27 protein-coding genes are annotated in these 24,956 nt (G+C 72.9%); 16 read left to right on the top strand and 11 right to left on the bottom strand.

Annotation, left to right across the window (positions count from 1 at the left end; all coding sequences use genetic code 11):
* Nucleotides 1-44: 44 nt before the first annotated feature.
* Genes OP86_RS09090 through OP86_RS33440 form a run of 4 tightly spaced genes read left to right on the top strand, consistent with a single transcriptional unit; the run spans nt 45 to nt 1,838 of the window.
* Nucleotides 45-236: a hypothetical protein gene (locus tag OP86_RS09090; protein ID WP_030059937.1), complete on the top strand. Its 192-nt coding sequence runs from the start codon at nt 45-47 to the stop codon at nt 234-236.
* Nucleotides 236-583, top strand: coding sequence for a hypothetical protein (locus OP86_RS09085; RefSeq protein ID WP_030059936.1), 348 nt, complete (start codon nt 236-238; stop codon nt 581-583). The genes OP86_RS09090 and OP86_RS09085 overlap by 1 nt, the downstream gene beginning before the upstream one ends.
* Nucleotides 580-1,194 carry a DUF6286 domain-containing protein gene (locus OP86_RS09080; protein ID WP_051829879.1) on the top strand — a complete coding sequence of 205 codons (615 nt, stop codon included), beginning with the start codon at nt 580-582 and terminating at the stop codon, nt 1,192-1,194. Before OP86_RS09085 ends, OP86_RS09080 begins: the two co-directional genes overlap by 4 nt.
* Nucleotides 1,191-1,838 carry a hypothetical protein gene (locus tag OP86_RS33440; protein WP_051829878.1) on the top strand — a complete coding sequence of 216 codons (648 nt, stop codon included), beginning with the start codon at nt 1,191-1,193 and terminating at the stop codon, nt 1,836-1,838. Before OP86_RS09080 ends, OP86_RS33440 begins: the two co-directional genes overlap by 4 nt.
* Nucleotides 1,839-1,860: 22 nt before the next feature.
* On the opposite strand, the gene OP86_RS09070 is transcribed toward OP86_RS33440, so the two are convergent.
* A complete protein-coding gene (locus OP86_RS09070) occupies nt 1,861-2,622 on the bottom strand; it encodes an SDR family oxidoreductase (protein ID WP_030059930.1) in 762 nt (253 codons plus the stop codon).
* 134 nt (nt 2,623-2,756) lie between these two features.
* On the opposite strand from OP86_RS09070, the gene OP86_RS09065 reads away from it, so the two are divergent.
* The gene (locus OP86_RS09065; RefSeq protein ID WP_030059929.1) at nt 2,757-3,164 is read left to right on the top strand and encodes a MerR family transcriptional regulator; all 408 of its coding nucleotides are present in this window, start codon (nt 2,757-2,759) and stop codon (nt 3,162-3,164) included.
* A 3-nt stretch (nt 3,165-3,167) separates the two neighbouring features.
* Nucleotides 3,168-3,530 carry a thioredoxin gene (gene trxA, locus OP86_RS09060; protein ID WP_030059927.1) on the top strand — a complete coding sequence of 121 codons (363 nt, stop codon included), beginning with the start codon at nt 3,168-3,170 and terminating at the stop codon, nt 3,528-3,530.
* Here trxA and OP86_RS09055 read toward each other — a convergent pair.
* Together OP86_RS09055 and OP86_RS09050 are read right to left on the bottom strand one after the other, a co-directional pair.
* Complete coding sequence (locus tag OP86_RS09055; protein WP_030059925.1) at nt 3,527-4,327, bottom strand: SURF1 family cytochrome oxidase biogenesis protein; 801 nt, start codon at nt 4,325-4,327, stop codon at nt 3,527-3,529. The two genes, trxA and OP86_RS09055, sit on opposite strands and share 4 nt — an antisense overlap.
* Before the next feature lie 31 nt (nt 4,328-4,358).
* Nucleotides 4,359-5,354, bottom strand: a complete 996-nt coding sequence (locus OP86_RS09050) for a DEDDh family exonuclease (protein ID WP_051829877.1) — start codon at nt 5,352-5,354, stop codon at nt 4,359-4,361.
* Between the two features lie 127 nt (nt 5,355-5,481).
* Here OP86_RS09050 and OP86_RS09045 point away from each other — a divergent pair, with 127 nt between their 5' ends.
* From OP86_RS09045 to moaA, 4 genes are all read left to right on the top strand, one after another.
* On the top strand, nt 5,482-6,525 hold the full coding sequence (locus tag OP86_RS09045) for a zinc-dependent alcohol dehydrogenase family protein (protein ID WP_030059922.1): 1,044 nt from the start codon (nt 5,482-5,484) through the stop codon (nt 6,523-6,525).
* A gap of 268 nt (nt 6,526-6,793) precedes the next feature.
* Entirely contained in the window at nt 6,794-7,150 is a 357-nt protein-coding gene (locus OP86_RS09040; RefSeq protein ID WP_051829876.1) for a DUF485 domain-containing protein, read from the top strand.
* Nucleotides 7,147-8,766 (top strand): solute symporter family protein, encoded by a 1,620-nt coding sequence (locus tag OP86_RS09035; RefSeq protein ID WP_030059917.1) that lies wholly within the window; start codon nt 7,147-7,149, stop codon nt 8,764-8,766. The genes OP86_RS09040 and OP86_RS09035 overlap by 4 nt, the downstream gene beginning before the upstream one ends.
* Nucleotides 8,767-8,841: 75 nt before the next feature.
* Entirely contained in the window at nt 8,842-9,828 is a 987-nt protein-coding gene (moaA, locus tag OP86_RS09030) for a GTP 3',8-cyclase MoaA (RefSeq protein WP_030059915.1), read from the top strand.
* Here the strand turns inward: moaA and OP86_RS09025 are convergent.
* The 6 genes from OP86_RS09025 to OP86_RS09000 form a co-directional block, all read right to left on the bottom strand.
* The gene (locus OP86_RS09025) at nt 9,825-10,070 is read right to left on the bottom strand and encodes a hypothetical protein (protein WP_030059914.1); all 246 of its coding nucleotides are present in this window, start codon (nt 10,068-10,070) and stop codon (nt 9,825-9,827) included. The genes moaA and OP86_RS09025 overlap by 4 nt on opposite strands.
* A 275-nt stretch (nt 10,071-10,345) precedes the next feature.
* A complete protein-coding gene (locus OP86_RS09020; protein WP_030059912.1) occupies nt 10,346-10,729 on the bottom strand; it encodes a DUF3099 domain-containing protein in 384 nt (127 codons plus the stop codon).
* 163 nt (nt 10,730-10,892) lie between these two features.
* Entirely contained in the window at nt 10,893-11,441 is a 549-nt protein-coding gene (locus tag OP86_RS09015; protein ID WP_030059910.1) for an RNA 2'-phosphotransferase, read from the bottom strand.
* A gap of 31 nt (nt 11,442-11,472) precedes the next feature.
* A complete protein-coding gene (locus tag OP86_RS09010) occupies nt 11,473-12,870 on the bottom strand; it encodes a metallopeptidase TldD-related protein (RefSeq protein ID WP_030257929.1) in 1,398 nt (465 codons plus the stop codon).
* The gene (locus OP86_RS09005; RefSeq protein ID WP_418952606.1) at nt 12,870-14,432 is read right to left on the bottom strand and encodes a TldD/PmbA family protein; all 1,563 of its coding nucleotides are present in this window, start codon (nt 14,430-14,432) and stop codon (nt 12,870-12,872) included. Before OP86_RS09005 ends, OP86_RS09010 begins: the two co-directional genes overlap by 1 nt.
* A gap of 158 nt (nt 14,433-14,590) precedes the next feature.
* Nucleotides 14,591-15,736 (bottom strand): MBL fold metallo-hydrolase, encoded by a 1,146-nt coding sequence (locus OP86_RS09000; protein ID WP_030257922.1) that lies wholly within the window; start codon nt 15,734-15,736, stop codon nt 14,591-14,593.
* Between the two features lie 313 nt (nt 15,737-16,049).
* On the opposite strand from OP86_RS09000, the gene fabG reads away from it, so the two are divergent.
* Both fabG and fabI read left to right on the top strand, forming a co-directional pair.
* Nucleotides 16,050-16,769, top strand: coding sequence for a 3-oxoacyl-[acyl-carrier-protein] reductase (gene fabG, locus OP86_RS08995; protein ID WP_030059898.1), 720 nt, complete (start codon nt 16,050-16,052; stop codon nt 16,767-16,769).
* 2 nt (nt 16,770-16,771) lie between these two features.
* Nucleotides 16,772-17,539 (top strand): enoyl-ACP reductase FabI, encoded by a 768-nt coding sequence (fabI, locus tag OP86_RS08990; RefSeq protein WP_030059896.1) that lies wholly within the window; start codon nt 16,772-16,774, stop codon nt 17,537-17,539.
* A gap of 157 nt (nt 17,540-17,696) precedes the next feature.
* On the opposite strand, the gene OP86_RS08985 is transcribed toward fabI, so the two are convergent.
* Nucleotides 17,697-18,371, bottom strand: a complete 675-nt coding sequence (locus OP86_RS08985; RefSeq protein WP_030059894.1) for a FadR/GntR family transcriptional regulator — start codon at nt 18,369-18,371, stop codon at nt 17,697-17,699.
* A gap of 113 nt (nt 18,372-18,484) precedes the next feature.
* Here OP86_RS08985 and OP86_RS08980 point away from each other — a divergent pair, with 113 nt between their 5' ends.
* The 3 genes from OP86_RS08980 (at nt 18,485) to OP86_RS08975 (ending at nt 20,668) form a co-directional block, all read left to right on the top strand.
* Nucleotides 18,485-19,792: a CynX/NimT family MFS transporter gene (locus OP86_RS08980; protein WP_418952607.1), complete on the top strand. Its 1,308-nt coding sequence runs from the start codon at nt 18,485-18,487 to the stop codon at nt 19,790-19,792.
* 102 nt (nt 19,793-19,894) lie between these two features.
* Nucleotides 19,895-20,017 carry an SGM_5486 family transporter-associated protein gene (locus OP86_RS38700; RefSeq protein ID WP_267883116.1) on the top strand — a complete coding sequence of 41 codons (123 nt, stop codon included), beginning with the start codon at nt 19,895-19,897 and terminating at the stop codon, nt 20,015-20,017.
* Nucleotides 20,018-20,140: 123 nt separating this feature from the next.
* A complete protein-coding gene (locus OP86_RS08975) occupies nt 20,141-20,668 on the top strand; it encodes a SixA phosphatase family protein (protein WP_030059892.1) in 528 nt (175 codons plus the stop codon).
* A 108-nt stretch (nt 20,669-20,776) separates the two neighbouring features.
* Here OP86_RS08975 and serB read toward each other — a convergent pair whose 3' ends face one another.
* The gene (serB, locus tag OP86_RS08970) at nt 20,777-22,033 is read right to left on the bottom strand and encodes a phosphoserine phosphatase SerB (protein WP_030059890.1); all 1,257 of its coding nucleotides are present in this window, start codon (nt 22,031-22,033) and stop codon (nt 20,777-20,779) included.
* A 222-nt stretch (nt 22,034-22,255) separates the two neighbouring features.
* On the opposite strand from serB, the gene OP86_RS08965 reads away from it, so the two are divergent.
* Nucleotides 22,256-24,853, top strand: a complete 2,598-nt coding sequence (locus OP86_RS08965) for an FHA domain-containing protein (protein WP_030257918.1) — start codon at nt 22,256-22,258, stop codon at nt 24,851-24,853.
* Nucleotides 24,854-24,956: the final 103 nt, after the last annotated feature.

Here is a 24,956-nt window from a genome sequence, read left to right as displayed (position 1 = left end):
CGGGCCCTGACAGGACGAGGCAGCGCGGAACGAGGGAGTAGCGGATGAACCTGGCCATCGTCGGCCTGGTGGTGGGCATGGCCCTCGGCTTCGCCGGGTACTTCGGGGGGTTCGCGGCGTTCCTGCTGGTGGGCGTACTCGGACTGGTCGGCTTCGTGATCGGACGTCTACTGGAAGGCGACATCGAGCCGGGCGAGCTCGGGGACCTGCTCCGCGGCCGCGACCGGCGCCGCTGATGGCGACCCCCGTTCCCGCGGCCGTCCCCGCTTCGGGGCGCCGGGGGCGGCTGCGGGTCGCCGACCGCGTCTACGCCCGGATCGCGGCCCGGGCCGCCCGGGAGGTGCTGGCCGAGGCCTGGCCCGCCGGGCGGGCGAAGGGGGCGCCGCCGCACGTCACGGTGGCCGTGCCGGGCAGCACGGTGACGGTGCGGGTCGCGGTCGAGCTGCCGTTCCCGTCCGATGTCGCGGCGCTGGCCGGGGCGGTGCGCGCGCGGATCGCGGCGCGGGTGGTGGGGCTGACCGGGACGCGGGTGTCGGACGTGGTGATCGTGGTCGAGAAGCTGGTGACGGGGGGAGCGTCGTGAGCTCGGAGGCGGCCGAGGGCGAGGCCGACGGGGCCGGCGAGGCAGGTGGGGCGGGGAAGGCCGAGCGGCTGCGGGCGCCGCGGACGGCGGCCGCGGCCCTGGTGGCGACGGGGCTGCTGGTGCTCGCGGTGGCGCTGCTGTACGACGTGATCGCGGTCCGGGCCGGGCGGCCGGCGCGCAGGTGGCGGGCGCAGATCGTGGACGAGCTGGCGACACGGCACCTCGACGACCTGGGGGTGCTGGTGGGGGCCGGGGTGGTGACGCTGCTCGGCGGATGGCTGCTGTGGCTGGCGATCGCGCCCGGGCTTCGGCGGTGGCTGGTGCTGCGGCCGTACGGCGGGACGGCCGCGGTCATCGAGCGGACCGGGATCGGGCACCTGCTGGCGGACCGGGCGGCGGGGCTGGACGGGATCGACCACCTGCGGATCCGGGTCGGGCGGCGGAAGGTCCGGGTGTCGCTGGTCGGGCGGGCGGACCCGGCGGCGGTGGAGCGGCAGTTGCGGGACGAGCTGGGGAGGGTGGGGCTGGCACGGCCGCCGCGGCTGGACGTACGGGCGGCGGGCGGCCGGGCCGCCGGCGGAGCGGGGGAGAGCACGGAGGTGGCGGAGTGAGGCGGGCGGTCGTCAACCGGGTGCTGCTGGGGGCGGTGGGGGCGGTACTGCTGGGAGTCGGGGTGCTGGTCCTGCTGGGCGGGCTCGACCTGTACCGGCGGGTGGGCCTGCACCCGCCGGGGTGGTGGCCGCTCACGTCCCCGGACCAGCCGGTGGTGAGCGCGCGGTCGCGGGGGCGGTGGGTGTCGTCCTCGTGGTGGTGGCCGACGGTGATCGGCGGGCTGACCGTGCTGGTGGCGGGCATGGCGTGGTGGCTGGTGGCGCAGCTGCGGCGGACCGGGCTGTCGAGCATCACGGTGCCGACGCCGGAGGTGAGCGGGCTTCGACTGCGCGTCAGCGCGCGGGCGTTGGAGGAGGCGCTGGAGACCGGGACGGCGGTGCTGCCGGAGGTCGAGCGGGCGGGGGTGCGGCTGGTGCGGGCGCCCGGGCACCCCCGCCTGCGCGGGGCCGTGCGGTTGACGCCGGGCGGGGACCCGGCGGCGCTGGTGGAGCACTTCGAGGACGGGCCCCGGACCGATGCGCTCTGCAGTCTGCGGCTGCCCGAGCTGCCCGCCGACCTGCGGATCCGGGTGCTGCAGGCGGCCCCCGCCGAGCCGCGGCACCGGTGGCCCCGGCGGCGCCGGAGGCAATCGAGGGTGGTGTAGGGCGGCGGGGGCCGGACAGGCCCTAGAGGGTGCGGAGGGCGCCGCCGTCGACCGGGATCATGACGCCGGTCAGGTAGGAGGCGGCGGGGGAGAGCAGGAAGGCGGCGACCTTGCCGAACTCCTCGGGGGTGCCGTAGCGGCCCAGCGGGATGCCGGCGCTGGCCTGGGCGCGGGCGGCCGAAGGGTCGGCGGCGAGGGAGTCGAGCTCGCGGACCCGGTCGGTGTCGATCCGGGCGGGGAGCAGGCCGACCACCCGGATGCCGCGGGGGCCGAGTTCGTCGGCGAGGGCCTTGGCGGCCATCGCCAGGCCGGGACGCAGGCCGTTGGAGATGCCCAGCCCGGGGATCGGCTGGCGGACTGAGCTGGAGAGCACGAAGCCGATCACACCGCCGTCGGAGAGCGCGGCGGCGGCGGTGCGGGCGAGACGGAGGGCGCCGAGGAAGACGGACTCGAAGGCGTCGCGCCAGGCCTCCTCGGGGGTCGTCTCGACCGGGCCGGCCTGGGGGCCGCCGACGCTGATCAGGATGCCGTCGAGACGGCCGAAGTGGTTCCGGGCCTCGGCGATGAGGCGCTCGGGGGTGTCGGGGGCGGCGTTGTCGGCGACCAGGCCCCGGGCGGTGCCGAGGGTGTCGAGTCCGGCGACGGCGGCGTCCACCGCCGCCTGGGTGCGGCCGCTGACCAGGACGCGGGCGCCGTCGGCGGCGAGCTCGCGGGCGGCGGCGAGGCCGAGGCCCCGGGTGGCGCCGGTGACGATGTAGGCCTTGTCTTTCAGTCCGAGATCCATGGGGGACATCTTGCCGGGTGGGCGGGACCGGGGGTCGGGGGTGGGGCGCCCGGAAGGGCGCCGGTCGGGGCTGGCGTTGACGTCGGGGGCAAGGTTTACGGTCGGTACCGGCTGTTCGGGAGGAGTGGTTCGGCATGCGGATCGGGGAGTTGGCGGAGCGGGCGGGGACGACCACGCGGGCGTTGCGGTACTACGAGCAGCTGGGGCTGCTGCCGGCCCGGCGGGCGGGCAACGGGTACCGGGCGTACGACGAGGCGGACCTGCGGCTGCTCCGGGAGATCCGGATGCTGCAGGACGTCGGGTTCGAGCTGGAGGAGACCCGGCCGTTCGTGGAGTGCCTGCGGGCGGGGCACCCGGAGGGGGACTCGTGCCAGGCCTCGCTGGAGGTGTACGAGCGCAAGCTCGCGGAGCTGGACGACTGCATCGCACGGCTCCGGGAGGCGCGGGCGCGCGTGGCCGGGCAGTTCGAGCGGGCGGTGCGGGCACGGGACGGACTCGCGGCCTCCGAGCAGCCGCCACGGTGTGAACTGACGAGGGAGTAGGCGATGGTGGAGATCGCGGGTGTGCCGGCGGTGACGGACGAGACGTTCGCCGCGGAGGTGCTGGCGGCGGACGGGCCGGTGCTGGTGGACTTCACGGCGGACTGGTGCCCGCCGTGCCGGATGATGGCGCCGGTGCTGGCGGACATCGCGCGGGAGGAGGCGCACCGGCTGCGGGTGGTGAGCGTGGACGTGGACCGCAATCCGCGGACGCAGGCCGCGTACGGGGTGCTGTCGATGCCGACGCTGATGGTGTTCCGGGGCGGGGAGCCGGTGCGGTCGGTGGTGGGGGCGCGGGCGAAGGCGCGGTTGCTGCGGGAGCTGGACGACGTGCTCCGGGACGACGTGCCCCAGGACGACGTGCGCTAGACCGGGACGGGTTCGGTGACCGTCTCGGGCTCGGCGGCCTGCTTGGCGCGGTCCCTGGCCTCGCGGCGGGCGAGGATCCAGACACCGACCGGGATCATCGCGGTGAACAGCCACCACTGGATGGCGTAGGCCATGTGCGGGCCGATGTCGGAGTGGTTGGGCTCGGGGATGAGCTGGGGCTGGTCGGCCGGGGCCGGGGTGGTGGCGGCCAGTTCGAGGTAGCCGCCGAGGAGGGTGGCGCCGGTCTCCTTGGCCTGCTGGTCGGTGTTGATCAGGTTGAACTGCCGGTCCGGCAGGCCGGCGCGGTCCTTGATGCCGCTGGCGCCGTACGTCTCCTCGGCGCGCAGCCGGCCGGTGAGGGTGACCTCGCCGGCGGGGGCGGCCGGGACGGGCGGGTACTCGGTGGCGGTGGCGCCGGAGGCGACCCAACCGCGGTTGACCAGGACGGTGCCCTTGCCGTCGGAGAGCTTCAGTGGGGTCACCACGAAGTAGCCGATGGTGTCCCCGCTGGAGTCGGTCCGCTTGCGGACCACGAACTCGTGCGCCGGGTCGTACTGGCCGGTGGCCGTCACCGCGCGCCAGGTGAGGTCCTTGGGGACCGCGAAGCCCGGGGCCGGCGACAGGCTGTCGTACGGGACGGGCGGGTCGGTGAGGGCCTTGCCGATCAGCTCGTTCCGGGCCACCCGTGCCTCGTGGCGGTGCAGCTGCCAGAAACCCAGCTTGATCGTCGCGGGGATCAGCAGCAGCGCGATCAGCATGGTGATCAGCCACTGGCGGGTCAGCAGAAAACGGTACACATGGGAACCGTACGCCGACCTCACAAGCGGCTCACGCACCGGGGTGCGGGGCGACCTCGCGCAGCAGTTGGAGGAAGGCGTCCTCGGTGACCACCGGGGTGCCGACCTCGCGGGCCTTGCGGGCCTTGCCGCTCCAGCTGTCCGGCTCGTTGGTGACCAGCAGGCTGGTGAGGCGGCTCACCGAGGTGGCGATGTGCAGGCCGGCCTCGACGGCGCGGTCCTCCAGGAGTTCGCGGTCGGTGGAGGTGTCGCCGGTGAAGGCCACCCGCATGCCCTGGACGAGCGGCTTGCCGTCCTCCCAGCGCCCCGGGTTGGGGTACGGGCAGGCCGGGCGCTTCCGGGCCTGGCGGTAGGCGGCGCCCGTCCAGGAGGCGCGGCTGGGGCCGGCGGGCTCGTCCTCGCCGAGGTCGGTGACCGCGACGCAGTTCTGCAGCGGCAGGGCGACCCCGCCCAGGCGGGCCAGGTGCAGGCTGGGGCGGAACGCCTCGGCGAGCACCCGGGCGTCGTCCAGGGCGTTGTGGGCGTGGCGCTGCCGGACGCCGAAGTGGGCGGCGAGCGAGGACAGCTTGCCGTTGGGCAGCGGCAGGCGAAGGTCGCGGGAGAGGACCATGGTGCACAGCCGCTGCTCGACCGGGGCGTGCAGGCCGGCCCGGGAGAACTCGCGGGAGATCATGTTCCAGTCGAAGAGCGCGTTGTGCGCGACCAGGACCCGGCCGCGCAGCCGGTCGGCGAACGCGTCGGCGATCTGCGGGAAGGTCGGCGCGGTGGCGAGCAGTTCGGCGGTGAGGCCGTGGATCCAGACCGGGCCCGGATCCCGCTCGGGGTTGACCAGGGTGTACCAGTGGTCGGTGACCTCGCCGTCGGCGTCCAGCTGGTAGACGCCCGCCGAGATGACGCGGTCCGAGCGACCGAGACCGGTGGTCTCGACGTCGACCACCGCGAAGCCCTCGGTGGGGGCGGCGGAGCGCTGGGCGGGGACCGGGGTGGTCCGCGGCGCGCCGTACGTCTCGGGCTGGATCGGTTGCATGGTCCAACAGGATAAGGGGCGGGACGGAGGGGCCCGGCCGAAATGTTCCGACCGGGGGCCCGGAATAGAGTGGTCGAAGGGGATGTCGTACACCTGGTCGAGTTCGTTTCCAGCTAAGGAACAGCGCATGCGTGCCACCGTGATCCACGGCCCCAACGACATCCGGATCGAAGAGGTACCGGACCCGGTGATCCAGCACCCGACGGACGTGGTGCTCCGGGTGGTGAACGCCTGCATCTGCGGCAGCGACCTGTGGGCCTACCGCGGGGTGGCGCAGCGGGTGGCCGGGCAGCGGATCGGGCACGAGTTCCTGGGCGTGGTCGAGGAGGTCGGCGCCGAGGTGCGCGGCTTCGCCAAGGGCGACCTGGTGGTGGCGCCGTTCGTCTGGTCGGACGGGACGTGTGATTTCTGTCGCGAGGGCCTGCAGACCTCCTGTCCGCACGGCGGCTTCTGGGGCCAGGTCGGCTCGGACGGCGGCCAGGGCGAGGCCGTGCGGGTGCCGTTCGCGGACGGGACGCTGGTGAAGCTGCCGAAGGAGGCGGCGGGCGACGAGAAGCTGCTGCCCGGGCTGCTGGCGCTGTCCGACGTGATGTCGACCGGGCACCACGCGGCGGTCTCGGCGGGGGTGCGGCCCGGTGCGACGGTCGCGGTGGTCGGCGACGGCGCGGTGGGCCTGTGCGGCGTGCTGGCGGCGCACCGGCTGGGCGCGGGCCGGATCATCGCGATGGGGCGGCACACCGCCCGCACCGAGCTGGCCCGGCGCTTCGGCGCGACGGACGTGGTGGCCGAGCGCGGGGACGCCGCGATCGAGGCGGTCAAGGAGCTGACCGGCGGCCAGGGCGCGCACGCGGTGCTGGAGGCGGTGGGCACCGAGGAGTCGATGCGGACGGCGGTCTCGATCACCCGGGACGGCGGCGCGGTCGGGTACGTCGGGGTGCCGCACGGCGGCAGCGCGGGCGTGGACATCGGCCAGATGTTCGGCCGAAACGTTTCGCTGAACGGTGGCGTCGCGCCGGCCCGCGCGTACATCCCCGAGCTGCTGCCGGACGTCCTCTCGGGCGCCATCGAGCCGGGCCTGGTCTTCGACCGCACCGTCGACCTGGACGGCGTGCCGGACGGCTACCGGGCGATGCACGACCGCTCGGCCCTGAAGGTCCGGATCGCGTTCTGACGCTTCGTCAAGAGGGGCGGCACCGTTGGCCGGTGTCGCCCCTTCGGCATGCGGAGAGGGTGCTCCGAGGGGCTCCGAGGGGCTCCGAATGGTGGTTTTCGGCCATTCGGGTGGCGTGAGGGGGTGAACGTCCGACTGATCGCCGTCAACCCCTTTCGGGGTGGGCGCGACGCTCCTAGCATTGCGCGGCGCACCCGAGGATTGTGACGCCCCTCACGTCCGCTCGTTCCCTCGTGTGACCGCTACGCCGAAGGAGTGAGGAGACAGAGTGGATTCGCCGCCGATCACCACTGGCCCTACGGAAGTCCAACTCATCGATGACAGTGAGGAGTTCCGGACCCTGAGGCGCTCGTTCCGGAGCTTCGCCTTCCCGGTCACCATCGGCTTCGTGCTCTGGTACCTGCTCTACGTCCTGCTCTCGTGCTACGCCCCCGGCCTGATGCGCGCCAAGGTCATCGGGCACATCAACGTGGCGCTGGTGCTCGGGCTGCTGCAGTTCGCCACCACCTTCGCCATCGCCGCCTGGTACGCCCGCTACGCGGACCGGCGGATCGACCCGGCCGCCACCGCGATCCGCGAGGCGCACGGTGCCGTCGTCCACGCCCCCCGGGAGTCCGCCGAATGACATTGCTCGCCAGCTCCGCCACCGAGCACCGCACCCTGACGATGACCCTGTTCGGGGTCTTCGTGGCGGCCACCCTGGTCATCACCGTCTGGGCCGGGCGGCAGAACCGGAGCGCCTCCGACTTCTACGCCGGCGGCCGCGGCTTCACCGGCTTCCAGAACGGCCTGGCCATCTCCGGCGACTACATGTCCGCCGCCTCCTTCCTCGGCATCGCCGGGCTGATCGCGCTCAACGGCTACGACGGCTTCCTGTACTCGATCGGCTTCCTGGTCGCCTGGCTGGTCGCGCTGCTGCTGATCGCCGAACCGCTGCGCAACTCCGGCCGGTTCACCATGGCGGACGTCCTCGCGTTCCGGATGCGCCAGCGCCCGGTGCGCACCGCGGCGGGCATCTCCACCATCGTGGTGTCGATCTTCTACCTGCTCGCCCAGATGGTCGGCGCCGGGGCGCTGGTGGCCCTGCTGCTGGGGGTCACCGGGGACGGCGCCAAGCGCTGGACCATCCTCGCGGTGGGCGCGCTGATGATCATCTACGTGGTGATAGGGGGCATGAAGGGCACCACCTGGGTGCAGATCGTCAAGGCGGTGCTGTTGATCGCCGGCGCCGCGCTGATGACCGTCCTGGTGCTCGCCAAGTACCACTTCAACCCCTCGGAGCTGCTCGGCGCGGCCGCCTCCGCCAGCGGGAAGGGCGCGGCCTTCCTCGAACCGGGGCTGAAGTACGGGGCCACCAACACCTCCAAGCTCGACTTCATCAGCCTCGGGATCGCACTGGTGCTCGGCACCGCCGGCCTGCCGCACATCCTGGTCCGCTTCTACACCGTCCCCACCGCCAAGACCGCCCGGAAGTCGGTGCTGTGGGCGATCGGCATCATCGGCGTCTTCTACCTGATGACCCTGGCGCTCGGCTTCGGTGCGGCGGCGCTGGTCGGCCGCAGCGGCATGGTCGCCGTCGAGGGCAAGACGCCGTCCGGGAACACCGCGGCGCCGCTGCTCGCCGAGCAGCTCGGCGGCGGGACCGGCAGCACCGGCGGGGCGATCATGCTCGCGGTGATCTCGGCGGTCGCCTTCGCCACCATCCTCGCCGTGGTGGCCGGGCTCACCCTCGCCTCCTCGGCCTCCTTCGCGCACGACCTGTACGCCAACGTGATCCGGCGCGGGAAGGCGAGCGAGAAGGAGGAGGTGCGCTCGGCGAAGTGGGCCGCGGTCGCGATCGGCGCCGTCGCCATCGTGCTCAGCCTCTACGCGGGCAAGCTCAGCACCGCCGCCCTGGTGGCGCTGGCCTTCGCGGTGGCCGCCTCGGCGAACCTGCCGACCCTGCTCTACTCGCTGTTCTGGAAGCGCTTCACCACCGCCGGCGCGGTCAGCTCGGTCTACGCCGGGCTGATCTCCTCGGTGGTGCTGGTGGTGTTCTCCCCGGTGCTGTCCGGGGCCAAGAACTCCCTCTTCCAGGGCGTCGACTTCCACTGGTTCCCGCTGGAGAACCCCGGCCTGGTCTCCATCCCGATCGGGTTCCTGGCCGGCTGGCTCGGCACCCTGCTCTCCGCGGAACGCCCCGACCCGGAGAAGTACGCTGAACTGGAGGTCCGCTCACTGACCGGACTGGGCGCCCATTGATCGTCCCGCGATGACTATGCTGGCCCGGCCCGCCGTGACGGTGGCCGGGCCGGCCGCTTCTCGGGAAGGACGCACGTGCTGCTCGACACCTTCGGACGCCAGGCCGTCGACCTGCGGGTCTCCCTCACGGACCGGTGCAACCTGCGGTGCACCTACTGCATGCCCGAAGAGGGCCTGCAGTGGCTGGCCAAACCGGACCTGCTGACCGACGAGGAGATCGTCCGGCTGGTCACGGTCGCCGTGCGCGACCTGGGCGTCCGCGAGGTCCGCTTCACCGGCGGCGAACCGCTGCTGCGCCCTGGGCTGGTCGCCGTCGTGGCCGCCTGCTCGGAGCTGGAGCCGCGCCCCGAGCTCTCGCTGACCACCAACGGCATCGGTTTGGCCCGCACCGCGACGGCGCTGCGGGAGGCCGGGCTCGACCGGGTCAACGTCTCGCTGGACACCCTCGACCCCGAGGTGTTCCACACCCTCACCCGCCGCCACCGCCACCAGGACGTGCTGGACGGGCTGGCCGCCGCCGAGGCCGCCGGGCTGGCGCCGGTGAAGCTGAACGCGGTGCTGATGCGCGGGGTCAACGACCACGAGGCCGCCGACCTGCTGGCCTGGTGCCTGGAACGCGGCTACGAGCTGCGCTTCATCGAGCAGATGCCACTGGACGCCCAGCACGGCTGGGACCGTTCGTCGATGGTCACCGCGACGGAGATCCTCGACCTGCTGCGCGCCCGCTTCACGCTCACCCCGGAGCCGTCCGCCCGGGGCGCGGCGCCCGCCGAGCGCTGGCTGGTGGACGGCGGCCCGGGCCGGGTGGGCGTGATCGCCTCCGTCACCCGGCCGTTCTGCCGGGCCTGCGACCGGACCCGGCTGACCGCCGACGGCCAGGTGCGCAACTGCCTGTTCGCGACCGGGGAGACGGACCTGCGCACCGCGCTGCGCTCGGGCGCGGACGACGCCGAGCTGGCCGCGCTGTGGCGGGCGGCGATGTGGGGCAAGAAGGCCGGGGCCGGGATCGACGACCCGGAGTTCCTGCAGCCCGAGCGGCCGATGTCCGCGATCGGCGGCTAGGCCGGCTCTGCGGGGGCTTCAGGCCCCTCGGGAGTCCTGGGGTAGTCGGCGAAGGCGACGACCTCCTTGAGGAAGCCGCGCACGCCGAGGAACTGGGACAGGTGCTCGCGGTGCTCGTCGCAGGCGAGCCAGGTCTTGCGGCGGTCCGGGGTGTGCAGCTTGGGGTTGTTCCACACCAGTACCCAGCCGGCGTCCGCCCGGCAGCCCTTGGCGGAGCAGATCGGCGGCTGCGGGGTGTCCATCGGGCGTCCTCAACGGTAGGCGGGAAGTCTGCGCCGCCAGTCTGTCACGCCCGGTCGAGGCGCCTGGCCGAGGCGTCCGGATCCGGGCATGGCGACGCCGGGCAGCCACGGGGGGAGCCGCCCGGCGTCGGTCCGTCGCTCCGACGGGGGATGCGGAGCGCGTACGCAGTATGTCACGCCAGGACCCTCGGATGGGGAGGTCTTGCATGATTAATCTGAGCTTCTTCTGAGCTTTCCGCGGGCCGTACGGGGGTGAAGCGGGGTGAAACGGACGGTCAGTTCACGTCCTGTGAAGGATCGGTGGCAGGCGCCTTTGCCTCTCCTGTACCGGCTGTCGCACCGGCCCCTCCCCTCCCACCGGGGCCCAGCATCAGCGGGGTGTCCAGCGGGATGTCGAAGGTGCTCGGCAGGCCCGGCGCCCGCTCCCGGCCCGCGTTGGCGATCAGCACCGCGAAGTACGGCAGCAGCACGGCGCCCGCCAGCGCCCCGAACGCCAGCCACCGCTGGACGTCCCACAGCACCACCGCGAGCAGCACGCAGACCGTACGGAGCAGCATCGAGATGACGTAGCGGCGCTGGCGCCCCCGGACGTCCTCGCTGAGGCTGCTGCGCGCTCCCGTGATCCGGAAGACCTGCCCGTCGTCGGCGCTCTTGCCCATGTGTCCTACCGCCCTCGTGACGCCCCCCGCGCGCCTTGCCGCGCGGCCTCCTCACGGTACGCCCGGGCGCCCGCGGCGACGAGACCGGGTGGGGCGGACGCACCCGGTCGGGTACGCGAAGGGCCTGTCCGGCGGAGCGGACAGGCCCTTCGGGGACGCCGGGCTAGGAGCGCCGGGAGAGGTACTGCGGGGGTACGGCGCCGGTGAGCCAGACGCCGTTCTCGCTGAGCCGGAACTCGTGGCCGGCCGCCGTCATCGCGGCCGCGTTGACGGTCAGCACCACCGGGCGGCCGTGCCGGGCGCCGACCCCGGTGGCCGTCTCGGTGTCCGCCGAGAGGTGGACGTCCTGGCGGGCCATCGGACGCAGGCCCTCGCGGAAGATCGCCGCCAGGTGCCGGTCGGCGGTGCCGTGGTAGAGCACGTGGGGCGGCACGGCGGCGGCCAGACCGAGGTCGACCGCCACCGTGTGGCCCTGGTTCGCGCGGATCGAGAGACCGTCCGGTGAGTAGCCGAAGCGGCGCTTGTTGTTGGTGGCCACGACGTGGTCCAGCTCGGCCCTGGTCAGCCGGTTGCCCTTCGCCCTGAGCGCGGCGAGCAGCACGTCGATCCGGACCCAGCCGGCCTCGTCCAGCGTGACGCCCACCCGGTCCGGGTCGTGCCGCAGGATGCGCGACAGCATCTTGCTCGTCTTGACCAGCCGTTTCTCGTCCATCATGTCTCTCGTATCCCCCGTCGGTCAGCGGCTAAGAGGCCTGGCTGACCGAACTCATGTTGAAGTCCGCGACACGCACGGGTGGCATCGCGGTGCGGGTGAAGTAGTCGCTCCACTCGCGGGGCAGGCAGCGTTCGGTGCGGCCCGCCTCGGTGATCCGGCCGAGCAGGTCGACCGGGGACTCGTTGAACCGGAAGTTGTTGACCGCGCCGACGACCTCGCCGTTCTCCACCAGGTAGACGCCGTCCCGGGTGAGGCCGGTGAGCAGCAGCGTCGCCGGGTCGACCTCGCGGATGTACCACAGGCAGGTGAGCAGCAGGCCGCGCTCGGTGCGGGCGATCATCTCGTCCAGGGTCGGCGCCGACTCCTGGTCGGCCGTCTCCAGCACGAGGTTGTCGATGGCCGGGCGCACCGGCAGGCCGGTGAGGCCGGCCGCGTGGCGGCTCGTGATCAGCTCGTGGAGCACGCCCTCGCGGATCCACTCGGTGGCGGCGATCGGCTCGCCGTTGTCGAAGACCGAGACGTCCCCGCCGCTGGAGTGCGCGAGGACGAACGGCGGGGCCTGCAGGCCGGGCTCGTGCGGGTCGGAGCGCAGCGTCAGCGGCAGGCCGCTGAGCTTGTCGCCGAGCCGGGTGCCTCCGCCGGGCTTGGAGAAGACCGTCCGGCCCTCGTGGGCGTCCCGGCCGCCGGAGGCCCAGTTGAGGCAGATCAGCAGGTCGGCGACGGCCGAGGGCGGCAGCAGCGTCTCGTAGCGGCCGGCCGGCAGGTCCACCTTGCGGGCGCCCCAGCCGAGGCGCTTGGTCAGCTCGGTGTGCAGGGCCGGGACGTCGATGTCGGCGAAGTCCCGGGTGGCGGCGCCGACCCAGGCCGAACCGGACAGGTCGGCGGTCTTGGCGTTGATCTCGACCATGCCGGTCGGCTGGTCGTGGCGCAGCCGCAGGCCGGTGGAGCTGCCCAGGTAGCTGGTGGTGAGCTCGTGCCGGGCGAAGCCGTACAGCAGCTCGCCCTGGGCGGCGGCGCGGGCGAACGCCTCGCCGAGGGCCGGGCCGAAGGCCTCGAACACCTCGATCGAGGTCTGCGCGGGCGGCCGGGTGAACTCCGGGGACGACGGCTGGTCGGCGACCAGGGGCTGGGCGTCCTCGGCCGGGCCGGCCGCGCGGGCGGCCTCCTCGGCGGCCCGCACCAGGGACTCCACCTCCTCCGGCGTGACGGCCTCGCGGGAGACCACGCCGGAGGCGGTGCCCTCGGCGCCGGCCACGGTGGCGATCACGGTCAGCCGGCGGCCGCGGGTGACGCCGTTGGTGGTCAGGGCGTTGGCCGCCCAGCGCAGGTTGGCGGTGGACTCCTCGTCGGCGATCACCACGCAGCCGTCGGCGCGGGAGAGGCCGAGCGCCAGCTCGACGAGTTCGTGGGGCTGCATCGCGGTCATCAGTGACCCGCCTCCTGCTGGGTGTTGAGCACGTTGACGTTCCGGAACAGCGCCGACGGGCAGCCGTGGCTGACCGCCGCGATCTGGCCGGGCTGCGCCTTGCCGCAGTTGAAGGCGCCGCCGAGGACGTAGGTCTGCGGGCCGCCGACCGCCGCCATCGAGCCCCAGAAGTCGGTGGTGGTGGCCTGGTAGGCGAAGTCCTTGACCTGGCCCGCGAGTTCGCCGTTCTTGATGGCGTAGGCCCGCTGGCCGGTGAACTGGAAGTTGTAGCGCTGCATGTCGATCGACCAGGAGCGGTCGCCGACGATGTACAGGCCGTTCTCCACCCCGGCGAACAGGCCCTCGGTGTCCGGGCCGTCGGCGGCGGGCCGGAGCGAGACGTTGGCCATCCGCTGGACCGGGACGTGCGCGGGGGAGTCCGCGAAGGCGCAGCCGTTGGAGCGCTCGAAGCCCTTCAACTTGGCCATGCCGCGGTCGAGTTGGTAGCCGACCAGGACGCCGTCCCGGATCAGGTCCCAGGACTGGGTGGCGACGCCCTCGTCGTCGTAGCCGATGGTGGACAGGCCGTGCTCGGCGGTGCGGTCGCCGGTGACGTGCATCAGGTCCGAGCCGTACCTGAGGCTGCCGAGCCGCTCGAAGGTGGCGAAGGACGTACCGGCGTAGGCGGCCTCGTAGCCGAGCGCGCGGTCCAGCTCGGTGGCGTGGCCGATCGACTCGTGGATGGTCAGCCAGAGGTTGGACGGGTCGATGACCAGGTCGTAGCGGCCGGCCTCGACGCTCGGCGCCTTCATCTTCTCGGCCAGCAGGACGGGCAGTTCGGCGAGCTCCGCGTCCCAGTCCCACTCGGTGCCGGTCACGTACTCGTACCCGCGGCCGACCGGCGGGGCGAGGGTGCGCATCGAGTCGAAGGCGCCGGTGCGCTCGTCGACCGAGGTGGCCTCCAGCTCGGATTCGAGCCGGATCCGCTGCTGGGTCGTCACGGTGCCCGCGGTGTCCGCGTAGAACTTGTTCTCCTGGACGGTCCGCAGGGCCGCCTGGACGTGCGAGACGCCCTCGGCGGCCAGCAGCCGGGCGCTCCGCTCGGCGAGCAGCGCGGTCTTCTCGGCGTCCGGCACCTCGAACGGGTTGATCTCGTACGAGGAGACCCAGGTGACGTCCCGGTGGACGGGCTCCTCGGCCAGCTCGACCCGCTCGGCGGTGCCGGCCGCCCGGCTGATCCCGCCGGAGAGGCGGGCCACCGCGACGGCCTGCTCGGCGACCCGGGCCGCCGTGCCTGGGTTGAGGTCGACACCGGCGGCGAAGCCCCAGGCGCCGTCCAGCAGCACCCGGACGGCGAAGCCGAGTTGCACGCTGTCGGAGGTGCCGGCCGGGCGGGCGTCGCGCAGCCGCCAGGAGGCGCTGCGGATCCGCTCCAGGCGGAAGTCGGCGTGGCTCGCGCCGAGTTCGCGGGCCCGGGTGAGGGCGGCGTCGGCGAGGGTGCGCAGCGGCAGGGCGAGGAACAGCGGATCGACGGCGCGCCCGGGCGCGGCGCCGGCGCGGTCGGCCGGAAGGATCGGAGGCAATCGGGCTCCCAGGTCGCGGAGGGTGACGGTGCGGCGCCACAGGGCGCCCACACCGCATCATTTCCCGTCCACCGGGTTTCCGGCCAGCGCATTTCGACCGGTGCGCTGCGGTTTCGGCCAGCGACGGCGCCGCCCCGTCGGCGCCGTCGGGCGGGGCGTCAGCCGACGGACTCCCACCAGCTGTCGAGCTCCGGCGGGTTGTCGACGTCCACCCGCTCGCCGGGGCGCGGCACGGCCAGCGGGACGGCGTGCTCCTTGGCCTCCGCCACCAGCCGCTCGACCGGCTCGGCCCAGCGGTGCAGGCCGAGGTTGAAGGTGCACCAGTGGACGGGCACCAGCAGGCCGGCGGTGAGGTCGCGGTGCGCGAGGACGGCGTCCTCGGGGGTCATGTGGATGTCCGCCCAGGCCTCGTCGTAGGCGCCGATCTGGACCAGCGCGGCGTCGAACGGGCCGTGCTGCTCGCCGATCCGGGCGTAGCCCTCGAAGTAGCCGGAGTCGCCGGTGTAGAAGACCTTGCGGTTCGGGCCGGCGATCACCCAGGAGCCCCACAGGGTGGTGTTGCGGGTCAGGCCGCGGCCGGAGAAGTGGTGCGCGGACGTCAGGGTGAGGACCAGCTCGCCCAGGTTGCAGGTCTCGTCCCAGTCCAGCTCGATGATCCGGTGCTCCGGGACGCCCCAGCGGCGCAGGTGGGCGCCGATGCCGAGCGGCACCGCGAAGGGCGCGGACTGGCTGCGCACCAGGCGCTTGACCGTCGCCATGTCGAGGTGGTCGTAGTGGTCGTGCGAGATCAGCACGGCGTCGACCGGCGGCAGCTCCTCCAGCTCGACCGGCACCGGGTGCAGCCGCTTGGGGCCGACGTGCGCGGAGGGCGAGCAGCGGTCGCTCCAGATCGGGTCGAGCAGCACCCGGAAGCCCTCGATCTCCACCAGCGCGGAGGCGTGCCCGTACCAGGTGAGCTCCACGCCCTCGGCGGCCGGGCCGGGAGGGGTGGCCGGGCGGACGGTCGGCACCGGGTGGGCGGGGACGCGGCCCTCGCGCTCGAAGAGCATCCGGCGGGCGGTGGCGCGGTCGAAGCCGGGGGCGCCGGCGTTGCGGGCGAGCGTGGACGGCGCGTTGTGGAAGACGCCGTCGCGGTACTGCGGGGAGTTGCGCACCCGCTCCTCGCGCTCGCCGTCCGGCCGGCGCCCGAACGCCGCCGGAAGGTCGCGCAGCGACCAGGCGGCCGCGCCCAGGCCGGTGGCCAGGGCGGTGAGGGTCAGCAGTCGTCCGCGTCGGTGGGTGCTCCCGGGCCGTGCCTTGGTCATCCGCTCTGCCTTCGTCGCTCGCCGGGATGGGTCGGGTGAACGGTACGACAGGCCCGGGCCGGTCCCTACCTCGGGGGCAACGGGTGCAGCGGCCCGTGTTGTTCCCGTACAGTCGCCCCGATCCGGGCAGGGCCCGGGCCTGGTGCGCTGTCGCCGACCGGACGGGAACGGCGGGCGCGGATTGTCGGATTGCGACAGTTCCTTCCGTGCGGCGCTGTGGGAGACCGATGCGCCGCCACCGCCGACCGCCCGATAGCGTCACAGTGCGTACGCATTCCGACGTATGCGCTCATACACGGAGAGAGGTGGATCGTTGAGCCGCTCGGTTCTCGTCACCGGAGGAAACCGGGGCATCGGCCTCGCGATCGCCCAGGCCTTCGCCGAGGCGGGCGACAAGGTGGCCATCACCAGCCGCTCGGGCGAGGTGCCCGAGGCCCTGGTGAAGTACGACGTCCTCGCGGTCCGCTGTGACATCACGGACGCCGCGCAGGTCGACGCCGCCTTCACCGAGATCGAGCAGAAGCACGGCGCGGTCGAGGTGCTGGTCGCCAACGCGGGCATCACCAACGACACCCTGCTGCTGCGCATGTCGGAGGAGGACTTCACCTCCGTCGTGGACACCAACCTGACCGGCACCTTCCGGGTGGTCAAGCGCGCCTCGAAGCTGATGATGCGCGCCAAGAAGGGCCGCGTCGTGCTGATCTCCTCCGTGGTGGGCCTGTCCGGCTCGCCGGGCCAGTCCAACTACGCCGCCTCCAAGGCCGGCCTGGTGGGCTTCGCCCGGTCGCTGGCGCGCGAACTCGGCCCGCGCAACATCACCGTCAACGTGGTCGCGCCCGGCTTCGTCGACACCGACATGACCGCCGTGCTCACCGATGAGCGCCGCGCGCAGATCGTCGCGGACGTGCCGCTGGGCCGCTACGCGGCGCCCGCCGAGGTCGCCTCCACCGTGCGGTTCCTCGGGTCGGACGAGGCCGCGTACATCACCGGAGCCGTCATTCCCGTCGACGGCGGATTGGGCATGGGTCACTGAACATGAGCGGAATCCTCGAAGGCAAGCGGATCCTGATCACCGGCGTGCTGATGGAGTCCTCCATCGCCTTCCACGCCGCGAAGCTCGCGCAGGAGCAGGGCGCGGAGATCATCCTCACCGCCTTCCCGCGCCCGAGCCTGACCGAGCGGATCGCCAAGAAGCTGCCGAAGCCGGTCAAGGTGCTGTCGCTGGACGTCTCCAGCGAGGAGGACCTGGCGGGCATCGCCGACCAGGTCCGCGAGCACCTGCCGACCCTGGACGGCATCGTCCACTCGATCGGCTTCGCCCCGCAGGACGCCCTGGGCGGCAACTTCCTGAACACCCCGTGGGAGTCGGTGGCCACCGCGATGAACGTCTCGGCGTTCTCGCTGAAGTCGCTGACCATGGCGCTGCTGCCGCTGATGCCGGACGGCGGCTCGGTCGTCGGCCTGACCTTCGACGCGCAGTACGCCTGGCCGCAGTACGACTGGATGGGCCCGGCCAAGGCCGCCCTGGAGTCGACCAACCGCTACCTGGCGCGCTACCTGGCCGAGCGGGACATCCGCTGCAACCTGATCTCGGCCGGTCCGATCGGCTCGATGGCCGCCAAGTCCATCCCGGGCTTCAGCGACCTGGCCGACACCTGGAACCACCGCTCCCCGCTGAAGTGGGACCTGAGCGACCCGGAGCCGGCCGGCCGCGGCATCGTCGCCCTGCTGTCGGACTGGTTCCCGAAGACCACCGGCGAGATCATCCACGTCGACGGCGGTCTGCACGCCATCGGCGCCTGACGCTCCGCCCGTACGCCGCTGCCCGGTACCCCTCGTGGGGTGCCGGGCAGCGGCGTTCCTGCTGTTCGGGGGGCTGGAAGGCGGGCCCTTGCGCGTCGGCTCTCCGTCTCGGCCGTCACGCGTCGGCTCTCACGTCTCGGCCGTCACGTCTCGGCCGTCACGCGTCGGCCGTCCCGCAGGCGCCGATGGCGCGGCCGGCCTCGACCGAGGCGCGCTGGGCGTCGCCGGCCCGGATGGCGTCCAGGATGGTGTCGTGGCCGATGTAGCGCTCGGCGATCAGCTCCGGGCCGACGTCGTGCCGCAGGTGGGCGCGGGTGACCTCGCCGAGGTCGGCGTAGACGGCGAGCAGCACGTCGTTGTGGGCGGCGGCCACCACGGCCTGGTGGAAGGCGGCGTCGGCCTGGATGAAGTCCTCGGCCTCGCCGGACTGCCAGGCGGCCTCCCGGCGGGCCAGGGCGCCGTCCAGCAGCTCCAGGTCGCGCTCGGTGCGGCGGTGGGCGGCCAGGCCGGCCGCGGAGGTCTCCAGGGCCGCGCGCAGCTCGGCGACCTGCGCCTGGTCGGCGTCGGCGAAGCGGCGGTGCATCACTCCGGCCAGCTCGCTGGTGGCCAGGACGTAGGTGCCGGAGCCCTGCCGGATGTCGAGCAGGCCGTTGTGCGCGAGGGCGCGGACGGCCTCGCGCACGGTGTTGCGGGCGACGCCCAACTGTTCGACCAGGGCGGCCTCGGTGGGGATGCGCGAGCCGACCGGCCACTCCCCGGACGTGATCTGGGCACGCAGCTGTGCGATCACCTGGTCGGACAGCGGGGTGCGCCTCGGCGAGGACAGCGCCACGGGGACTCCTTGCGACTACGGATCGGGGGGCCTGGGTGGAAGGTGGCCGGTGGATGAACGGTCGGCACATCATGCCAATTCCGAGGTGCGTCAATTCATCCCATCATTCTATGATGGCCCGTATGCCCGCAGCAGACACCGCCGCTTCCCCGCGGAACGAGGCCCGGCCGCAGACCGAGCGGCCCGCCGGTTCCGCCCCTTCCACCCCCTCCACCAGGTACCTGGGCTGGCTGTTCGCCATCGCGATCGCCGCCGCCGCGTTCAACCTGCGCCCCGTGGTCACCAGCCTCGGGCCGCTGCTCGACCAGGTCCGCGCCGACCTCGGGATGAACCCCACCCTCGCCGGGCTGCTCACCGCCGTGCCCTCGCTCTGCTTCGGACTGTTCGGCTTCGCCGCGCCCGCGATGGCCCGGCGGATCGGCCCGATCGCGGTGATCACCGCCGGCCTGGGTGCGATCACCGCGGGCGTGCTGGCCCGCTCCTTCGCCGGCGGCACCGCGGTGTTCCTGCTGCTGACCGCGCTCGCGCTGGCCGGGGTGGCGGTCTCCAACGTGCTGATCCCGGTGGTGATCAAGCGGTACTTCCCGCAGAAGGTCGGTCCGATGATCGGCCTCTACTCGATGGCGCTGTCCGCCGGCACCGCGCTGGCCGCCGCCGTCACCGTGCCGCTGACCAGCTCCCTCGGCGGCGACTGGCGCTACGGCCTGGGCATCTGGGCCGCGCTCGGCGCGCTCGCGCTGGCGCTCTGGCTGCCGGTGCTGATCACCAGGCGCGAGCGCGGCGAGCGGGCCGGCGGGGCCGCGGCCCCGGCCAGGCTGCCGATCGCCCGCAGCCGTACGGCCTGGGCGATGGCCTGCTTCTTCGGCCTGCAGGCCACCGGCGCGTACGTGGTGATGGGCTGGCTGCCGAAGATCTTCCAGGACGCCGGGATCGACAAGGGCACCTCCGGGGTGCTGCTCGCGGTGACCATGGTGATCGGCGTGCCGGTCTCCTTCGTGCTGCCCAACCTGGCCGCCCGCCGGGGCGACCAGCGGCTGTTCGTGGTGGTGCTGGCCTCCTGCGGGATCGCCGGGTACGCCGGGCTGGCGCTCGCCCCGGCCGGTGCGCCCTGGGTCTGGTCGGTCCTGGTGGGCCTGTCCAACTGCGCCTTCCCGCTGGTGCTGACGATGATCGGGCTGCGCGCCCGGACGGCGGGCGGGGTGGCGCAGCTGTCCGCCTTCGCCCAGAGCGTCGGCTACCTGATCTCCATCCCCGGCCCGATCCTGATCGGCCGGATCTACCAGGTCACCGGCGAGTGGTACTGGCCGCTGGGCTTCCTCGCGGTGCTGCTGGTCCCGCAGATGCTGTTCGGCCTGCGGGCCGCGATGCCCCGGCACGTCGAGGACGAGGCGCTCCGGGCGGCGGGGCCGGTCAAGGCCTGACGGCGGGGCCGGTCAAGGCCTCACGGCGGGGCCGGTCAAGGCCTGACCAAGAACGCGGGGCCACCTCGGGACGGGCGTGTCAGGGATGGGAGAATTCCCGACATGCCCGTTCTCGACCCGAACCCGACCGACGGCCGCAAGCAGCTCGGCCGTATCGCCCTGGCCTTCGCCGCCATCGTGGTGCTGGTGGCGGTCATCGCCTCCGTCGCCACCTCGATGGGCTGACCGCCGACCGTCCGCCGTCCGACACCCCGGTGAACGGGGCGTGACGGCACCCGCCACCCCTGCGAGTGGCGGCATCCGGGAGCATCGCGCCCCCGGGCGGCTTTTCTGCCAAGCTTGCTGGGTATGAGCGCCGACACGCCCCGCAGGATCATCGTTCTCCGCCATGCCAAGGCCGACTGGCCGAACGGCGTGGACGACCATGAGCGGCCGCTGGCCGACCGGGGCCGCCACCAGGCCCCGGACGCCGGCCGCTGGCTGGTCGACTCCGGCATCAATCCCGACTACGTGCTCTGCTCCACCGCCCTGCGCACCCGCGAGACGTGGAAGCTGGCGGCGCACGAGTTGCCCAAGCGGGCCCGCAAGACCGTCTACGAGGACCGGATCTACGAGGCCAGCCCCGGCGAGATCATCGCCGTCCTCCAGGAGACCCCGGAGGAGTACGCGGACGTGGTGCTGGTCGGCCACAACCCCGGGGTGCTGGGGCTGACCCAGGTGCTGGCGGGGGACGCGGGCGACCGGGACGCGCTGGAGCGGCTGCGCCTCGGCGGCTTCCCGACGGCGGCGATCGCGGTGCTCAGCTTCGACGGCTCGTGGAAGGGCGTCGAGCCGGGCGTGGCCGAGCTGGTCTCGTACTACACGCCGCAGGACTGACCTCGGGAACGCGGGATTGACGTCCGGAACGGACGTGAGGGCGCGCGGATCGATCCGCGCGCCCTCACGTCCGTCCGTGGGCCCTCCTCGGGAGCCCGGGAGGGTCCGTCACTCGGTGGGGGTGCCGTGCAGCGCGTCGGCCGCCTCGACCTCCTCACGGGTGATGCCCAGCAGGTACAGCACGGTGTCCAGGAACGGCACGTTCACCGCGGTGTCGGCGGCCTCGCGCACCACCGGCTTGGCGTTGAAGGCCACCCCGAGCCCGGCCGCGTTCAGCATGTCCAGGTCGTTGGCGCCGTCGCCGATCGCCACCGTCTGCTCCAGCGGCACCTTCGCCTGCTCGGCGAAGCGGGCCAGCCAGCGGGCCTTGCCGGCCCGGTCCACGATCTCGCCGACCACCCGGCCGGTGAACTTGCCGTCCACCACCTCCAGGGTGTTGGCGGCCGCGAAGTCCAGCCCCAGCTCCGCCACCAGGTGGTCGGTGACCTGGGTGAACCCGCCGGACACCACCGCGACCTGGAAGCCCAGGCGCTGCAGCGTACGGATCAGGGTGCGCGCGCCCGGCGTGAAGCGGACCTCCGCGCGGACCTTCTCGGTCACCGAGGCGTCCAGCCCGGCCAGCAGCGCCACCCGGGCGTGCAGCGACTCGGCGAAGTCCAGCTCGCCGCGCATCGCCGCCGCCGTCACCTCGGCGACCTGCTCCTCGCAGCCCGCGTGGGCGGCGAACAGCTCGATCACCTCGTCCTGGATGAGCGTGGAGTCGACGTCCATGACCACCAGGCGCTTGGCCCGGCGCTCCAGCCCGGCCGCCACCACGGCGACGTCCACCCGCTGGGCGGCCGCCTCCTGGGCCAGCTCGGCCCGCAGTTCGTCGGTGGCGACACCGGAGACGAACAGTTCGACCGCCGTCACCGGGTACTTGGCGAGTCGGAAGACACGGTCGATGTTGCCGCCCGCCGCGGTGATCCGGGAGGTCAGCGCGGAGACGGCGGCGGCGGTCAGCGGGTTGCCGAGCACCGTGACGTGCGAACGGCCCTCGCGGCGCGGCCGGTTGTCGCCGATGCCGGAGAGGATCTCGGCCTGGAGCTTCTGCGCCTCGGCCCAGCGGTGGACGGTGGCCCGCAGCCCACCCTCGGCACCGGGGGCGGTGGGCGGGGTGACCAGGGCACACAGCGTGATGCGCCCACGGGTCACGACCTGCTCGATGTCGATGACGTCGACGCCGAAGCCGGCCAGCGTCGCGAAGAGGCCGGCGGTGATGCCGGGGCGGTCCTTGCCGAACACCTTGACGAGCAGGGTGCGCTCGTCCGCGGTCCGGTGCTGGGCGGCGGGGAGGGGCTCAGCGGCCAGGGGCGATGCGTTCATGGTGCCTCCCACGCTACCCGTCGCGCGGTGCGCCGAGAGCACCTGTCCCACCTCGCGGGACGCCGCGGGTCAGGGCTCCGGTAGCAGCCTGGTCACAGTCACCCGGGGTGACTTTCATCGACGGTCGGCGGGCTGGAATGATTCCCCCCGTCAGTCACAGGAACATCGCCCTCCCGGCCGGGGGCACAATTCGGGGGACCGAGAGAGCGGGGCAGGCGAGCAGTGCCGCAACTCGTCATCGAGATCAACGGACAGCAGCGGACTCTTGAGCCCGGGCGGTCCTACACCATCGGGCGCAACCCGCAGTCGGACTTCCCGTTCGACGACGCCAGGGTCTCCTGGCACCACGGGACCATCAGCTTCAACGGCAGCGGTTGGCAGCTGGACGACCACGGCAGCACCAACGGCACGTACGTGGCCGGCGCCCGCACCATGCAGGCCCAGCTGTTCCCCGGAGCCGTGGTCAACCTGGGCAACCCGGAGAACGGCCCCCGGCTCGGCTTCTCCGCGCCCGCGCACGCCGCGGCCCCGCAGGCCACCCCGATCCACGAGGCCGCGACCAGCCGCGGCCCGGTGCCGACGCCGCAGCAGCCGGGTTGGCAGCAGCAGGACCCGTACCAGCAGCAGGCACCGCAGCAGCAGGGCTGGGCGGGCCAGCCGCAGGCCCAGCAGGCGTTCCCGCAGCAGCAGCCGTACGCGCCGCAGCCCCAGCCGCAGCAGGGCGGCTTCCCGCAGGACCAGGGCTTCCCGCAGCAGCAGGGCTTCACGCCCCCGCCGCAGCACGGGGGCGGCGGCCCGCAGCCGACGATGATCCGCAACCTGACCTCGTCGATGCGCACCGCCCGGATCGGTCGCGCGCTCGACAACGACATCGTCGTGTCCGACCTCCAGGTCTCCCGCCACCACGCCGAGCTGCGCCAGCTCCCGGACGGCCGCTACGAGATCGTCGACCTCGGCAGCCACAACGGCATCTTCCTCAACGGCCAGCGGGTGCAGCGTCAGCTGATGGGCCCGCAGGACCGGCTGACCGTCGGCCACTCCAGCTTCGTGCTGGTCGGCGACCAGCTGCAGGAGTTCGTCGACACCGGCGCGGTCTCCTTCTCCGCCCGCCACCTGACCGTCGAGGTCGAGCACAAGGGCGCCAAGAAGATCCTGCTCAACGACGTCAGCTTCGGCGTCCCGGAGAAGTCGCTGGTCGCCGTCATCGGCCCGTCCGGCTCCGGCAAGTCCACGCTGCTGCGCGCCCTCACCGGCTACCGCCCCGCCGACCGCGGCGAGGTGCTGTACGACGGGCGCAACCTCTACAAGCAGTTCGCCGAACTCCGCTCGCGCATCGGCCTGGTGCCGCAGTCCGAGATCCTGCACCGTGAGCTCACCGTCCGGAAGGGCCTCAAGTACGCGGCCCGGCTGCGCTTCCCCGGCGACACCGAGGCCCGCGAGCGCGACGCCCGGATCGACGAGGTGCTGTACGAGCTGCGCCTGGACAAGCGCGCCGACAACAAGATCACCGCGCTCTCGGGCGGCCAGCAGAAGCGCGTCTCGGTCGCCCTGGAGCTGCTCACCAAGCCCTCGCTGATCTTCCTGGACGAGCCCACCTCGGGCCTCGACCCGGGCATGGACCGCGAGGTCATGCAGATGCTGCGCGGCCTGGCCGACGACGGCCGCACCATCCTGGTCGTCACCCACTCGGTGGCCGAACTCGCGCTCTGCGACCGGCTGCTGGTGATGGCGCCGGGCGGCTCGGTGGCCTACTTCGGCCCGCCGGACGAGGCGCTGCACTTCTTCGGGTACGAGACCTGGGCCGACGTCTTCCAGGCCTTCGAGAACTACCCGGACCACGACTGGGCCGGCCGCTACCGCGGCTCGGTGCACTACCAGCAGTACTCCGCCCCCACCGTGGAGGCGGGCGAGGTGCAGCACGTCCAGGTGGCCCAGGAGGCGATCCGCCCGCCCAAGCCGCAGAGCTGGGGCTCCCAGCTGTGGACGCTGATGCGGCGCTACATGTCCGTGCTCGCCTCGGACCGCGGCTTCCTCGCGCTGTCGGTGCTGCTGCCCGCGGTCATCGGCGCGGTCAGCGTGCTGATCCCCAACGCGCCGGGGCTCGCGCCCAACCCGAAGTCGCAGCTCGGCCTCAACAGCGGAGCCGCGACGATCATGCTGATCCTGGCGATCGGCGCCTGCTTCTCCGGCGCGGCCAACTCGGTCCGCGAGTTGATCAAGGAGCGGGCGATCTACGAGCGAGAACGGGCCACCGGCCTCTCCCGCTCGGCGTACATGATGTCCAAGATCATCGTGCTGGGCATCTTCAGCGTGATCCAGGGCGCCATCATCTCCGCCGTCGGCTTCCTGCCGCGCAAGCTCCCCGCGCACGGCCTGATCGTCAAGAACCTGCCGATCATCGAGATGACCATCGGCATGATCCTGCTGAGCTTCGCCGCGATGATGTTCGGCCTGATGATCTCCGCGCTGGTGAAGACCGCCGAGAAGACCATGCCGCTGCTGGTCATGTTCGCCATCGTCCAGGTCGTCTTCACCGGCTGCCTCTTCCAGATCTTCAGCAAGCCCGGCCTGGAGCAGGTCGCCTGGCTGATGCCCGCCCGCTGGGGCACCGGCATCGTCTCCACCACGCTCGACCTGTCGAAGTTGATGGGCCCCTGGAACAAGGACTTCCAGAACCCCAAGTACGACCCGCTGTGGGACCACACCATCGCCCAGTGGTCGATCGACGCGGGCGTGCTGGTCGTGATCTCGGTCGTGATCGGCGTCATCGTGACCCGGCTCCAGCGCCGGCACGAGCCGGAGGTCATGCAGAAGGGCTGATGCCCGGACCGGATGCCTGAAGGGCGGCCCTCCCCACCCGGGGAGGGCCGCCCTTCAGTTATTCGCCCGCTCGCCTCCGGGGCGCTCGGACCCGGTGCCGACG

It is taken from the genome of Streptomyces novaecaesareae (genome assembly GCF_000716875.1).
GTDB classification, from domain to species: domain Bacteria; phylum Actinomycetota; class Actinomycetes; order Streptomycetales; family Streptomycetaceae; genus Kitasatospora; species Kitasatospora novaecaesareae.
The sequence above is the reverse complement of the archived record's forward strand: the minus strand, read 5'-3'. Positions and strand labels throughout refer to the sequence as shown.